The sequence below is a fragment of the Nocardia colli genome, from assembly GCF_008704205.1.
Taxonomy (GTDB): domain Bacteria; phylum Actinomycetota; class Actinomycetes; order Mycobacteriales; family Mycobacteriaceae; genus Nocardia; species Nocardia colli.
Genome location: NZ_VXLC01000018.1, coordinates 18,675 through 32,160 on the forward strand (window position 1 = coordinate 18,675; position 13,486 = coordinate 32,160).

Sequence of the window (13,486 nt, forward strand, 5' to 3'; positions counted from 1 at the left end):
GCCCGGTGAGATCGGGCCACCCGTGCGGGGTAGAACTCAGTACCGGTCGACCTTCGGCGGGGCCGGCGCCTGGTATCCGGATCCGCCGACGCTCGCGTCGAACGCCTTCTTCCAGGAACCGTCGGCGAACATCGCCTCGATCGCGTCGTTGACCTTGTCGCGGAGCTCCTTGTCGCCCTTCTTCAGGCCGATGCCGTAGTTCTCCGTGGTGAACGGCTTGCCGACGACCTTGAACGCACCGGTGCTCTGCGCCGCGTAGCCGGCCAGGATGATGTCATCGGTGGTCACCGCGTCCCACGAGCCGGCGCGCAGGCCCTCGAGGCACAGCGAGTAGGTGTCGTTGGCCTGCAGCTGGGTGTCCTTGAAGTTCTTGTCGATGTTCTGCGCGGGCGTGGAGCCCTTCACCGAGCAGACCTTCTTGCCCTTCAGCGACTCCGGGCTGCCGATGTCGGTGTTGTCCGCACGCACCAGGAACGACTGTCCCGCAACGTAGTACGGGCCGGCGAAGTCGACCTTCTGCTTGCGGGCGTCGTTGATCGAGTAGCTGGCCACGACGTAGTCGACCTGACCGTTCTCGATCAGCGTCTCGCGCTGGGCGGACGGCGACTCCTTGAAGGTGATGCCTTCCGGCTTCACGCCGAGCTTGCCGGCCACGTACTTGGCGACCTCGACGTCGAAGCCGCTGTAGGACCCGTCCTTGTTGCGCAGCCCGAGGCCGGGCTGGTCGAACTTGATGCCGATGGTGAGCTTGCCGTCCTTGGCGTGATCCAGGGCGGACTTGCTGTCACCGCCGCCACACGCGGTGGCGGTCGCGGCGACGACGGTCAGCGCGATCGCGCCGACTCCGAGTCGCAGGGCACGGTTGATCCTCATCGAGTTTCCTTCTCCCTCTCATGGGTTTGCTGGCCGTGGTCTTGGAACAAGGCCGTCCAAATGTTCGGCACGGGCGCAGCGGGTCGATCTCTATGTTTCAGTGGCTCAATATCTTGCCGAGGAAGTCCTTGGCACGATCGGACTTCGGCGCGGTGAAGAAGACCTCTGGTTCGGCGTCCTCCACCACCTGGCCGTCGGCCATGAACAGGACCCGGTTGCCCGCGCGACGGGCGAAGCCCATCTCGTGGGTGACCACCAGCATGGTCATCCCGTCCTTGGCCAGCGAGACCATCACGTCGAGCACTTCCTGGACCATTTCCGGGTCCAGTGCCGAGGTCGGCTCGTCGAACAGCATCACCTTGGGGTTCATCGCCAGTGCGCGGGCGATGGCGACGCGCTGCTGCTGGCCACCGGAGAGCTGGGCCGGGTACTTGTCCGCCTGATTGGCGATGCCGACCCGGTTCAGCAGTTCCATGGCGTGCGTGCGCGCCGCGTCCTTCTTGATCTTGCGGACCTTCATCGGCGCGAGCATGACGTTCTCGACGATCGTCTTGTGCGCGAAGAGGTTGAACGATTGGAAAACCATGCCGACGTCGGCGCGCAGCGCGGCGAGTCCGCGGCCTTCGGCGGGCAGGGGGACACCGTCGATGGCGATGTCACCGGAGTCGATGGGTTCGAGGCGATTGATAGTGCGGCACAGCGTCGATTTCCCGGAACCGGAGGGCCCGAGAACAATGACTACCTGTCCTTTGGGGACTTCCAGGTCGATATCGCGCAGGACGTGTAGGTCACCGAAGTGCTTTTGCACGTTGCGCATCGAGATCATCGGCGCGCTGGCGGCGCTGGCGTCCCCGGTTGAAGCGTTCCCGGTTGTATCGGGCGCGGCGGCGTCGTCGGTCATGGTCCAAGACTGTAAAGGCAAAATGTGGATTTGCCCGAGTTTCGGCGACACACCGTTTTGCCGCGCCGAGCTGACACGTCCCGTTAACGCGCTCGTCCGGTTCGTCCGAATCGCGATCGTCGAACGCCTGGGCGGGCGCGACCGCGACGCAGCGTGCCTGATCAGCAAGGGTGTGTGCTGCGACACCCGATGCCGTAAGTGAGCGGGCCGACGCCAAACGTGCCGCCGTTTGGCGGCGCGTTCCCGAGGCCGATGCCCCTAAAATTGGGGTTGCCGCTGCCCGTACTCTGGACGCGTGGATTCGATCGGACAGGCAGTGTTGAACCCCACCCAACTCCCCACTGACGGCTCGCGCAGCTACGAGGTACGCACCTTCGGCTGCCAGATGAACGTGCACGATTCCGAACGCTTGTCCGGACTCCTGGAGGACGCGGGTTACGTGAAGGCCGCGCCGGGGGCGACGGCCGACCTGGTCGTGCTCAACACCTGCGCGGTGCGCGAGAACGCGGACAACAAGCTGTACGGCACCCTCGGTCATCTGGCGTCGATCAAGGCCGACCAGCCGGGCATGCAGATCGCCGTCGGCGGCTGCCTGGCGCAGAAGGACCGCGGCACGGTCGTGCGCAAGGCGCCGTGGGTGGATGTGGTGTTCGGCACACACAACATCGGCTCGCTACCGGTCCTGCTGGAACGCGCGCGGCACAACGCCGAGGCGCAGGTGGAGATCCTGGAGTCGCTGGAGGCGTTCCCGTCGAGCCTGCCGGCCAAGCGCGAGTCCGCGTACTCGGGCTGGGTGTCGATCTCGGTGGGTTGCAACAACACCTGCACCTTCTGCATCGTTCCGTCGCTGCGCGGCAAAGAGGTCGACCGCCGTCCCGGTGACGTCCTCGCCGAGGTGCAGGCGCTGGTCGACCAGGGTGTGCTGGAGGTGACGCTGCTCGGGCAGAACGTGAACGCCTACGGCGCCTCGTTCGCCGACCCGGAGGAGACGCGCGACCGCGGCGCGTTCGCCAAGCTGTTGCGGGCGTGCGGCGGCATCGACGGACTCGAGCGCGTGCGCTTCACCTCGCCGCACCCGGCCGAGTTCACCGACGACGTGATCGAGGCGATGGCCGAGACGCCGAACATCTGCCCGCAGCTGCACATGCCGTTGCAGTCCGGTTCGGACAAGGTGCTCAAGTCGATGCGCCGCTCCTACCGCAAGGCACGCTTCCTGGGCATCATCGAGAAGGTGCGGGCGGTGATGCCGCACGCGGCGATCACCACCGACATCATCGTCGGGTTCCCGGGGGAGACCGAGGAGGATTTCCAGGAGACCCTGGACGTGGTCCGGCAGGCGCGGTTCACCAGCGCGTACACCTTCCAGTACTCCAAGCGACCGGGTACGCCGGCTGCGGACATGCCCGATCAGCTGCCGAAAGCCGTTGTGCAGGAACGCTATATGCGGCTCATCGCGTTGCAGGAGGAAGTCTCGCTGGACGCGAATCGGGCGCTGATCGGTACCGAGGTCGAACTGCTGGTCGCCGACGGGGCGGGCAAGAAGAACGCCGCCACCGCGCGGATGAGCGGTCGCGCCCGCGACGGCAGGCTGGTGCATTTCCGGCCGGACGGCACGCCGGAGTCGATCCGTCCCGGCGACATCGTCACCGTCGACATCACCGAGGCCGCGCCGCATCACCTGATCGCCGACTCGCCGATCAAGTCGCATCGGCGCACCACCGCGGGTGACGCGCACGAACGCGGCGTCACCCCGAAGACCGAGCCGATCGGTGTCGGCCTCGGGCTGCCCCGCATCGGCGCGCCCGCGCCGGAACCGGTCGCGGCCGCAGGCTGTTCGACCGGTTGCGGCGCATGAACGACAAGCCTGGCGACGACGGCTTCGTGGCCGGTGGCGCGGAACCCGACCACAAACCTACTACCGGCGGTAGTGGGTCGGCCGCGGCGAACGAACCCGGTGATGGCACAGTGGACGCGGGCACAGCAGCGAACCACGAACCAGCCGAACGAAACGAGGGTTCAGTGAACTCGGTCGAGAGCAGCAACTTCGAGCAGTTCCGCGATGATCTCGATGCGGTGGAACGACGCATCGCCGGCGAGATCGATCCCGGCGTGCGCGCCATGGTGGTGGCCGGCGCGGTGTTCGTACTGCTGCTCTCGCTGGTGCTGCCGCACGCCGGCGGTGCGCGCGGGTTCGACGTGCTGCTCGGTACCGAGGCGGCGCGGATGGAGCACATCGGGCTGCCGTCGCGGATCTTCGTCTGGTTCCTGGTCGTTTTCGGCGTCGGGTTCTCGACGCTCGCGCTGATGACGCGGCGGTGGTTCCTGGCGTGGATCGCGGTCGCGGGCACGGCTATCACCAGCGTGTTCGGTGTCTTCTCGATCTGGCACCGGCAGACGCCCGGCATCAACAACTACCACGGTGCCGGACCGGCCATCGGCCTCATCTTGGGCACCATTGCCGCGATCGTGTTGACGTTCCACTGGATTCGCGTGGTGTGGAGTCGCACCGCGCTGCAGCTGGCGGCGGAAGAGCAGCGCCGCAATGCGTCGATCGCCGCCGAGGAGCGCGACCGTCGTCGCCTCACCGGCGAAAAGTGAAGTAGCGGTACAACTTCCTGAGGCGGGTCTATGTCGATTCGCGTGCTGGACTCCGCCAATCGACAGACGCGCGTGCGGATACCGGCAGCCGCACACCTCCTGACGAGGCGCATACCGAATCGCATGCAATTCGGTATGCGACACATCAAGGAGTGTGCGGCTTTCAGCGATCGGTGCCGCCGCCCTCAGCGGGTCGACGTCAGCGGTTGGTGACCGCGCCCTCCGCCGCCTCGGCCCACTCCCGCCACTGCTTGGCCTGCTCCAGCGCCTTCTCCGCATCGCGAGCCTTACCCGCGGCCTGAGCCTTGGCAGCCTGCTCCTCGAATTGCGCTACCCGCTCACGGAATTGGGCTGCCCGCGCCATCGCCTCCGGGTCGGTGCGCCGCCACTGCGCGTCGACCGCGTCGCGGACCCGCTTCTCGATAGCGCGCAGCTTGCCTTCCAGCTCCTGCATGCGTTCGCGCGGAACCTTGCCGATGGCGTCCCACTTGTCCTGCAATTCCCGCAGCGACGCGCGGGCGGCCTCCAGGCCGTTGGCCGGGTCGATGTGCTCGTAGGCCGTCAGCAGTTCTTCCTTGGCGGCGGCGTTCGTGTCGAACTCGGCGTCGCGTTCGGTGACCGCGGCATTGCGGGCGGCGAAGAACACGTCCTGTGCGCTCTTGAACCGCCGCCACAGCGCCTCGTCGGCCTCGCGCGGCGCGCGGCCCGCGGCCTTCCATTCGGCGAGCAGGTCGCGGAAGATGCCCGCGGTGCCGACCCAGTCGGTCGAGCCGGACAGTTCCTCGGCGCGCACGCACAGCTCTTCCTTGCGCGTCTTCGCCGACGCGCGTTCCCGGTCGAGCTCGGCGAAGTGCGCGCCGCGCCTGCGGTTGAACGCCTCCCGGGCCTTGGAGTAGCGCTTCCACAACGCGTCGTCGACCTTGCGGTCCACGCCGCGGATCGACTTCCACTCGTCGAGGATCTCGCGCAGCCGATCGCCCGCGGCCTTCCACTGGGTGGATTCGGCGGCGATCTTCTCCGCCTCGGCGCACAGCGTTTCCTTGCGCTCGGTGTGCTCGTGGCGCGCCTTGTCCTTCTCCTCCTTGGCCTGCGCGGCAGCCTCTTCGGAGTGTTCGGCGATCGCGGCCAGGCGCTTGGTCAGCCCGTCGATATCGCCGATGACGGCGGCGGTGGGCAGCGATTCGGCGAGGGCGACGGCGGCGGCCTTGGTCTTGCGCGCGTCCGCGCCGGCCGCGAGGCGGGCTTCCAGGAGCGCGACCTCGGTGGCCAGGTCGTCGAACCGGCGGCCGAAGTGGGCCAGCCCCTCGGCGGCGTCCCCGGCCTGCCAGGAGCCGACCTGGCGTTCGCCGTCGGCGGTCTTCACCCAGGCGGTGCCGTCGTCGTCGACCCGGCCCCAGGCGCTGGGATCGGAGGTGGTGGGCACCACGGGATGCGGATGCTGAGTCTGGCCCGGCGTCGCGTGCGGCTTGGGAGGTTGGACCGAGCCGCCGGGTTTCGGGGCACCGGAAGAGCGCGGCATCGCGCCGGGGCTGGCTTTCGCGGTTCCGTTGCTGTCGGTCATTGCTCCTCGTCCCTGCCGCGCGTCACGGCTGCCTGGTTACGCCCTAGCTCATCCCATTGAACCCGGTCCGAGCGCTTGTGACCATCGACCCAGGCCTTCACGTGCAGGAATCTCGGGGATTGCAACCCCTGATGACCTGGGTTGTAGCTCATCGAACAGTATCAATCTCGACCAGCTTTGCGGCAGAGACACTCGAACCCGGGCGGTACCCGCGGTGCGTAAGGGCGTCGCGCGGAACGGTTACGGTTAACCCGTGTTCTCGATTGCCGCCCTGGTCCCGTCGCCGCCGATCCTGGTGCCCGAGCTCTGCGGCGGTGTGACGGGCGCGATTCCCGGCCGGCTCGACGATCCGCGCGCGGTGCTGCGGGCGGCCGTGCTGGCTGCCGCGGAAAGGCTTGCGGGAGTGACAGACCGCTGGACAGTGATCGGCACCGGGGCCGCCGACCAGGTGTTCGGTCCCGAGGCGGTTGGTACGTTCCGCGGGTTCGGCGCGGACGTGCGGGTCGCGCTTTCGCCGGACGCTACGGCTGAGCCGGATCCCCAGCATCCGCTGCCGGTGTTGATCGCTGGGTGGTTGCGGGGACAGGTGGCGCCGGCGGTGAGTGCCGAGGTTCGCATTGTGGCTGAGGACACTCCGGTGGCTTGTTGCTTCGAGCTCGGCGCGAAATTGCGTGCAGAATTGGACAATTCGGACGAACGGCACGGGGTGCTTGTTATCGCCGACGGTGCCGCGACGTTGTCGTTGAAGGCGCCCGGATATCTCGACGAGCGGGCAGCCGGCGTGCAGGACGAGCTGGACCGCGCGCTGGCCACAGGAGACCGGGCCGGATTACGAGCGCTGGATCCCGGCCTGTGTGCGGAATTGGTGATGTCCGGCCGGGCTGCCTATCAGGTGCTGGCCGGGCTGTTCGACGTCGATCCGGTGGTCGAGACGTTCTATCAGGACGCTCCGTTCGGCGTCGGTTATGACGTGAGTCTGTGGCGACCGGCGGAGTCCGCGTGAGCGATCCAGGCATCACCCCGATCGCCGTCGTCGGTCCTACCGCGACCGGCAAATCGAATCTCGGCCTCGACCTGGCCGAACGACTCGGCGGCGAGATCGTCAACATCGACGCGATGCAGCTCTACCGCGGCATGGATGTCGGCACCGCGAAACTCACCGTCGAAGAGCGGCGTGACATTCCGCATCATCAACTCGATGTGCTCGACGTGACCGAAACCGCGACCGTCGCCGCGTACCAGTCCGCGGCGAGCGCGGACGTGGTCGAGATCATGGCGCGCGGCCGCGTCCCGGTGATCGTCGGCGGCTCGATGATGTATGTGCAAGCGCTGCTGGACAAGTGGGAGTTCCCGGCCACCGACCCGGTCGTGCGCGCCCGCTGGGAAGCCGTGCTCGCCGAGGGCGGGGTCGATGCGGTGCACGCGGCGTTGCAGGCCGCCGATCCGGCCGCGGCGGCCACCATCCTGCCCACCGACGGGCGGCGCATGGTGCGCGCGCTCGAGGTCGTCGAACTCACCGGTCAGCCGTTCGCCGCGTCCGCGCCCGAGATCGGCACGCCGCGCTGGGGCACCGTGATCATCGGCGTCGACCGCGACACCGCCGCCTTGGACGAGCGGATCGAACGCCGCACCGAGCTGATGTTCGCCGCCGGACTCGTCGACGAGGTCCGCGCTTTGCTCGACCATGGACTGCGCGACGGCGTCACCGCCCGGCGCGCCATCGGATACGCACAAGTCCTGTCCTACCTCGACAACGAATACGACTTGAAGCACGCGCGAGAACGCACCCTCATCGGTACCCGGCGCTACGTTCGACGGCAGCGCTCGTGGTTCCGGCGCGACCCCCGGGTGCACTGGGTGGACGGCGCCGCCCCCGATCTGGTGGCGACCGCGCTCGCCCTGCTCGACGAGAAAGAACGGACTCCGCAGTGACCCGACGTGTGAGCACCCGCAATGCCTCGGTCCAGGTGTGGCAGGCGTATCTGAACAACCGGACCAAACGTCATCGGGACGGACGCTTCCTGGTGCAGGGCGTGCGCCCGATCACCCAGGCCGTGGCCAACGACTGGCCGTTGGAGACGCTGCTCTATCGCCTCGGGACTCCCGATCTGTCCGGTTGGGCCAGGGAGGTGCTCGACACCAGCGACGTGCCGCAGGTCGGCCTGGTGCCGGAGCTGATGGCCGAGCTCGGTGAAAAGGTCGGCGGCATACCGGAATTGGTGGCGGTCGCGGTGTCGCGGCAGCAGGAACTGGACACGTTCGAGCCGGGGGAGCCGGGCGAGGACGCGCCCGTGGTCGTCGTGTTCGACCGGCCGAACTCGCCGGGCAACCTCGGCACGCTGATCCGATCGGCCGACGCGTTCGGCGCCAGCGGCGTGATCGTCACGGGACACGGCGCCGACCAGTACGACCCGCAGGCTGTGCGCGCGTCCACCGGGTCGTTGTTCGCGATGCCGGTGCTGCGTGCGGCCGGCGCCGCCCAGGTTCTGGAGTTCCGGGACCGGCAGGTGCAGCGCGGCATTCCGACCCGGATCGTCGGCACCGACGAGAACGGCCCGCGCGCGGCCTACGATCACGACTTCACCGAGGCCACCATCCTCGTCGTCGGCAACGAGACCAGCGGAATGAGCGCCGCCTGGCAGGACGCCTGCGACGACATGGTGCACATCCCGATGGGCGGCACCGCGAGTTCGCTCGGCGCGCCCTCGGCCGCGGCCGTCGCGCTCTACGAAATTTCCCGGCAGCGCCGGACGTTTGCCAAATGACGAGCAGTTAGGGAGAACACGCACGTGTCGGATATCGCGTTCACCAAAGGGCACGGCACCCAGAACGACTTCGTGGTGCTGCCCGACCTCGAGGTTCAGCTGGAGCTGACCGCCGAGCGGATCAGCGCGCTGTGCGATCGGCAGCGCGGTCTCGGGGCCGATGGTGTGCTGCGGGTCGCGCGAGCCGGCGCGTTGCGCGCGGCCGGGGTGCTGTCCGAGCTGCCGCCTGCGGTGAGCGAGACCGACTGGTTCATGGACTACCGCAACGCCGACGGTTCGATCGCCGAGATGTGCGGCAACGGGGTTCGCGTTTTCGCTCACTACCTGGTGTCTTCCGGTCTGGAGACCGCGCACGAATTCGTCGTCGGCAGCCGGGCCGGCGGACGCCCGGTGGTCGTGCATTCCGCCGGTGCGGTCGACGGTGACGTCACGGTCGACATGGTCACCGTGGACATGGGCACCGTGCGCGAACTGGGCGAATCCACCGCCACCGTCGAGGGCTGGGCCTACTCCGGCATCGGCATCGACGTCGGCAACCCGCACCTGGCCTGCGTCGTCCCCGACCTGTCCGCCGACGCCCTGGCCAAACTCGACCTCACCGTGCCTCCCGGCTACGACCCCGACCTCTTCCCACACGGCGTCAACGTGGAAATCGTGACCGCCCTCGCCGACGGCTCCGTCGACATGCGCGTCTACGAACGCGGCGTAGGCGAAACCCGTTCCTGCGGAACCGGAACCGTCGCCGCAGCCGCAGCGGCCCTGGCCCGCGAAGGATTCGACATCGCCACCGACACCGGCGAAGTCCGCGTCCGCATCCCCGGCGGTGAGGTCACCGTCGGCCTCGCCAACGGCACCGCCTGGCTGCGCGGCCCCTCGGTCCTCGTCGCATCGGGCACTATCGCCGAGGGCTGGTGGCAGCACCTCGGATCGCTCTAGGTGCTCTGTCATCGGACGAGGCAGGGCGGGGCTCGGGCGCTTCGGGAGACATAGCTGAACTGCATAAATGCTCAATGCCGAGCGTAGTAGGCGGGTCGGCGGCGAAACTCGCTTGACCGCGGTCCAGCGGTACGGAACCGTGATGGGCGTAATCTGAGGGGACACCGGCACACAACCAAGTGCCAACGATGATGTCGATCTGCTTACCGGGGAGCGGTTTTTCTACCGGTCCGAGTAGCAATCGATGAGGTTGAATGACGAAATCCAAGACGTACGAATTCACTCCGGCCGACGACTTCACCGAGACGGCCGATGACGACATCCAGCTCGACGCTGCCGCTGACGGCGCTGGGGACGACGACGCCGTCACCGGCGATGTCGTCGCCGAGCACGCCGCGCGGATGAAGCGCTCCGGCGGCTGGACGTCCGCCGAGCCCACGGTCGGCGAGATGCAGCTCGACGAACGCAGCTCGCTGCGTCGCATCGCCGGGCTGTCCACCGAACTCACCGACATCACCGAGGTCGAGTACCGGCAGCTGCGCCTGGAACGGGTCGTGCTGGTCGGGGTGTGGACCACGGGCAGCGCCGCGCAGGCCGACGCGAGCATGACCGAACTGGCCGCGCTCGCCGAGACCGCCGGTTCCGAGGTGCTCGAAGGGCTGATCCAGCGCCGCGACAAGCCGGACCCGGCCACCTACATCGGTTCCGGCAAGGCCGAAGAGCTGCGGGCCGTGGTGCTCGAAACCGGCGCCGACACCGTCATCTGCGACGGTGAATTGACTCCCGCGCAGCTGACCGCGCTGGAGAAGGTAGTCAAGGTCAAGGTGATCGACCGGACCGCGCTGATCTTGGACATCTTCGCCCAGCACGCCACCTCCCGCGAGGGCAAGGCGCAGGTCGCGCTCGCGCAGATGGAATACATGCTGCCGCGACTGCGCGGCTGGGGTGAGTCCATGTCCCGGCAGGCCGGTGGTCGCGCCGGCAGCAACGGTGGTGTGGGTCTTCGTGGTCCCGGTGAGACGAAGATCGAAACCGATCGTCGGCGCATCCGTGAGCGGATGGCCAAGCTGCGCCGCGAGATTCGTGAAATGAAGACCGCGCGCGACACCATGCGGGCCCGCCGCAACTCCAGCGGCATCCCGTCCGTCGCGATCGTCGGCTACACCAACGCGGGCAAGTCCAGCCTGATGAACGCGCTCACCGGCGCCGGACTCCTGGTGCAGGACGCGCTGTTCGCCACCCTGGATCCGACCACCCGGCGCGCCGATCTCGACGACGGCCGCGAGGTCGTCTTCACCGACACCGTCGGTTTCGTCCGGCACCTGCCGACCCAGCTGGTCGAGGCGTTCCGGTCGACGCTGGAGGAGGTCACCGGCGCCGACCTGCTGCTGCACGTGGTCGACGGCTCCGACGCGCTGCCCGCCGAGCAGATCAAGGCGGTCCGCGAGGTGATCACCGACGTGATCAAGGAACAGGGCACCCCCGCCCCGCCGGAACTGCTGGTGGTCAACAAGATCGACGCCCTCGATCCCATGGCCCTCACCCGCCTCCGCGGCCAGCTCCCCGACGCGGCCTACGTCTCGGTCCGCGCCGATCTCGGCATCGACGCCCTGCGCGACCGCCTCGCCGAGGTACTCGGCGGCCTCGACGCCGAAATCAGCATCCTGCTGCCCTACAGCCGAGGCGACCTCCTCGCCCGCATCCACGCCGACGGCCGCATCATCGACTCCACCCACGAGGAAGGCGGCACCCGAGTCCACGCCCGAGTCCCGCACTCCCTCGCCGCGGCCCTCTCCGAATACGCCCACGCCGGCGGCTCCGCCACCCCCGAAACCAACGGCCACACCGCCCCTTGACCCACCCGGACTCTGTCCACACGTCAACCCCAGCCAGGTCCCACCCGACAAGCTCCGGCCGTCGACCGGGACCTGCCTGACCACTCACTCGGCCCTCGCCGCAACCATGTCCCGCTCGGCGAGCTCTCTACCGTCGAACGGGACCTAGCTGAGGCTTGACTCGCATTTCGGCACAGACATGTCCCGTTCGGTGAGTTCGCTGCCGTCGAGCGGGACTCGGCTGAGGGTTTCCCGCGCTTCGGCGGAACCATGTCCCGTTCGGCGGATACGGCTTCGCCTGTCGAGCGTGGTTGGGGTGAGTAGGCCGTGTGGGTTGCACCATGTGGCCGCGCAACCGGCATCTAGCGGACCACGCACCGAACGAAGTATCGAACGGGACCTGGCCGAGGGCTCACTCGCACTATGCCGCAGCTATGTCCCGCTCAGCGGCTGCGCGGGGCAGGTGTGGGGTCAGAGGTATCTGACCTCGATTGTGGCTGTGCCGTCCATGGGCACTTCGAGGCCGTGAGCTCGGGTGATCGCGGTGTCAACGCCGGTGTCGGCGGTGTGGTCTTGGGTGAGAACTTGGAGGTGGTCCGGCGGGAATTCTTTGCTCCTCGGCTTGGACCAGTGTTGGCTCGGGTTCATTGGCTGGCTCGCTGAGGTGCGGCAGGGAAAACCGGTCTGCTCCGGTTGCCCCTGGTTGGCGCGCATGAGTCACGCTGCGCGCAAAGGTTGTGTTGGAGCGGGTGAAATTGGCAGCAAATTCGTGCGGTGGGGGAGGAATGGTGCGGGGCAGGCTGGGGGTGGTTTTCGAGGGTGGGGAAGATCGGTAACTTCATAGCAGACCGAGTGGACTGTGTCGGCGCTCACATGTGATGCGGCACAGTGGATTTCGTTACGGTATCGTTCGGGGCGACATCAGGAGGGATGTATGTCGCACGACCGTTCGGGTTCGGCCGATTCCGCAGGCAAGGCGTCTGGTGCGCTGGTGCTCGACAAGCCTGCGCTCAGTGACGGGGCTCCGCTGGCGGTTTCGCTGACCGACAGCGATCTTCGGGTAATCGAGGCGCTGCTGTCGCCGCTGCGGGCGTGGACGAGTCCGCGGTTCTACGGACTCGACAACATCCCGACCGATGGGCCCGTGCTGCTCGTCGGCAATCACAATCTGATGGGCGGCATCGACGCCCCGCTGCTGCTGCCCGAGGTGCTGCGCCGGCGTGGCCGGCTGATTCGCGGGCTCGCCGAGAACGTGCTGATCGCGGTCCCCGGCGTGCGGCACTTCCTGCATCGCTACGGCGCGGTCCGCGGCACCCGCGGCAACTGCCTGGCCCTGCTGAAGCGCGGCGAGGCCGTCATCGTTTTCCCCGGCGGCGGTCGCGAGGCGGTACGCCGCAAAAACGAGAAGTACCTGCTCAAGTGGGAGGGCCGCACCGGCTTCGCGCGAATGGCGATCGAAGCGGGCGCGCCGATCGTGCCGGTCGCGATGATCGGCGTAGACGACGCCTACGACATCGTGATCGACGGCGACCACCCACTGCTGCGCCCTCTGCGCTGGACCGTCCAAGCCCTCGGCATGAACCCCGAACTGACACCCCCACTGCTCCGCGGCCTCGGCCCCACCGTCCTCCCACGCCCCGAACGCTTCTACTTCTCCGCCGGCACCCCGATCGACCCGGCCCCCTGGCGCGACGCCGACGACATCACCACGGCCGCAAAGGAATTGCGCGACGTAGTCCGCAAGGCACTGGAGGAGGAACTGAAATTCCTCTTCACCGAACGCGACCACGACTCCGGCCGCACCCTCCTCGGCCGCGTACGCGACCGCCTCCGCCGCTGACATCGGGCGGGATTGTGCGGTCGGTCCGTCCCTCGCACCGAGCTGACAGCCTGACCTGGCGAGCGTCTGCCACTAGCAATCGGCGGATGTGTGGGTAGCCTGCCCCCCGCTGAGCTGGCCACCTGACGTGAAGAGTGCCTGCCTCGGCTGCTGGCGCTCAGCGGATGTGTTCGGGCG

At 67.9% G+C, this 13,486-nt stretch carries 12 protein-coding genes; 9 read left to right on the top strand and 3 right to left on the bottom strand.

Annotated features, from left to right (window positions below; genetic code table 11):
- Positions 1 to 36: 36 nt before the first annotated feature.
- Positions 37 to 873: a glutamate ABC transporter substrate-binding protein gene (locus F3087_RS32015; protein WP_150405841.1), complete on the bottom strand. Its 837-nt coding sequence runs from the start codon at positions 871 to 873 to the stop codon at positions 37 to 39.
- A 97-nt stretch (positions 874 to 970) separates the two neighbouring features.
- Positions 971 to 1,699 (bottom strand): amino acid ABC transporter ATP-binding protein, encoded by a 729-nt coding sequence (locus F3087_RS32020; RefSeq protein ID WP_150406037.1) that lies wholly within the window; start codon positions 1,697 to 1,699, stop codon positions 971 to 973.
- Between F3087_RS32020 and F3087_RS46135 the strand changes: the two genes are divergently transcribed.
- The 3 genes from F3087_RS46135 to F3087_RS32030 all read left to right on the top strand — a co-directional run bounded on the left by F3087_RS46135 (position 1,683) and on the right by F3087_RS32030 (position 4,372).
- Positions 1,683 to 1,976: a hypothetical protein gene (locus tag F3087_RS46135; protein ID WP_191094265.1), complete on the top strand. Its 294-nt coding sequence runs from the start codon at positions 1,683 to 1,685 to the stop codon at positions 1,974 to 1,976. The genes F3087_RS32020 and F3087_RS46135 overlap by 17 nt on opposite strands.
- A 93-nt stretch (positions 1,977 to 2,069) precedes the next feature.
- The gene (gene miaB, locus F3087_RS32025; protein WP_150405842.1) at positions 2,070 to 3,629 is read left to right on the top strand and encodes a tRNA (N6-isopentenyl adenosine(37)-C2)-methylthiotransferase MiaB; all 1,560 of its coding nucleotides are present in this window, start codon (positions 2,070 to 2,072) and stop codon (positions 3,627 to 3,629) included.
- Positions 3,626 to 4,372, top strand: a complete 747-nt coding sequence (locus F3087_RS32030; protein WP_396897593.1) for an Rv2732c family membrane protein — start codon at positions 3,626 to 3,628, stop codon at positions 4,370 to 4,372. The genes miaB and F3087_RS32030 overlap by 4 nt, the downstream gene beginning before the upstream one ends.
- 199 nt (positions 4,373 to 4,571) lie before the next feature.
- Here F3087_RS32030 and F3087_RS32035 read toward each other — a convergent pair whose 3' ends face one another.
- Positions 4,572 to 5,933, bottom strand: a complete 1,362-nt coding sequence (locus F3087_RS32035; protein ID WP_150405843.1) for a DUF349 domain-containing protein — start codon at positions 5,931 to 5,933, stop codon at positions 4,572 to 4,574.
- A 253-nt stretch (positions 5,934 to 6,186) separates the two neighbouring features.
- On the opposite strand from F3087_RS32035, the gene F3087_RS32040 reads away from it, so the two are divergent.
- The 6 genes from F3087_RS32040 to F3087_RS32065 all read left to right on the top strand — a co-directional run bounded on the left by F3087_RS32040 (position 6,187) and on the right by F3087_RS32065 (position 13,309).
- Positions 6,187 to 6,936, top strand: coding sequence for a class III extradiol ring-cleavage dioxygenase family protein (locus F3087_RS32040; RefSeq protein WP_150405844.1), 750 nt, complete (start codon positions 6,187 to 6,189; stop codon positions 6,934 to 6,936).
- Positions 6,933 to 7,865: a tRNA (adenosine(37)-N6)-dimethylallyltransferase MiaA gene (gene miaA, locus F3087_RS32045; protein WP_150405845.1), complete on the top strand. Its 933-nt coding sequence runs from the start codon at positions 6,933 to 6,935 to the stop codon at positions 7,863 to 7,865. Before F3087_RS32040 ends, miaA begins: the two co-directional genes overlap by 4 nt.
- Positions 7,862 to 8,698 carry a TrmH family RNA methyltransferase gene (locus tag F3087_RS32050; protein WP_150405846.1) on the top strand — a complete coding sequence of 279 codons (837 nt, stop codon included), beginning with the start codon at positions 7,862 to 7,864 and terminating at the stop codon, positions 8,696 to 8,698. The genes miaA and F3087_RS32050 overlap by 4 nt, the downstream gene beginning before the upstream one ends.
- A gap of 33 nt (positions 8,699 to 8,731) precedes the next feature.
- Positions 8,732 to 9,634 (top strand): diaminopimelate epimerase, encoded by a 903-nt coding sequence (gene dapF, locus F3087_RS32055; RefSeq protein WP_150406039.1) that lies wholly within the window; start codon positions 8,732 to 8,734, stop codon positions 9,632 to 9,634.
- 401 nt (positions 9,635 to 10,035) lie between these two features.
- Entirely contained in the window at positions 10,036 to 11,490 is a 1,455-nt protein-coding gene (gene hflX / locus F3087_RS32060) for a GTPase HflX (RefSeq protein ID WP_150406040.1), read from the top strand.
- A gap of 913 nt (positions 11,491 to 12,403) precedes the next feature.
- Positions 12,404 to 13,309, top strand: a complete 906-nt coding sequence (locus F3087_RS32065; RefSeq protein WP_150405847.1) for a lysophospholipid acyltransferase family protein — start codon at positions 12,404 to 12,406, stop codon at positions 13,307 to 13,309.
- The last annotated feature ends 177 nt before the right edge of the window (positions 13,310 to 13,486 follow it).

Coding starts and splice junctions, on each gene's coding strand:
- F3087_RS32015 (WP_150405841.1), bottom strand. CDS start 873: ATGAGGATCAACCGTGCCCTGCGACTCGGAGTCGGCGCGATCGCGCTG.
- F3087_RS32020 (WP_150406037.1), bottom strand. CDS start 1,699: ATGATCTCGATGCGCAACGTGCAAAAGCACTTCGGTGACCTACACGTC.
- F3087_RS32030 (WP_396897593.1), top strand. CDS start 3,626: ATGAACGACAAGCCTGGCGACGACGGCTTCGTGGCCGGTGGCGCGGAA.
- F3087_RS32035 (WP_150405843.1), bottom strand. CDS start 5,933: ATGACCGACAGCAACGGAACCGCGAAAGCCAGCCCCGGCGCGATGCCG.
- hflX (WP_150406040.1), top strand. CDS start 10,036: ATGAAGCGCTCCGGCGGCTGGACGTCCGCCGAGCCCACGGTCGGCGAG.
- F3087_RS32065 (WP_150405847.1), top strand. CDS start 12,404: ATGTCGCACGACCGTTCGGGTTCGGCCGATTCCGCAGGCAAGGCGTCT.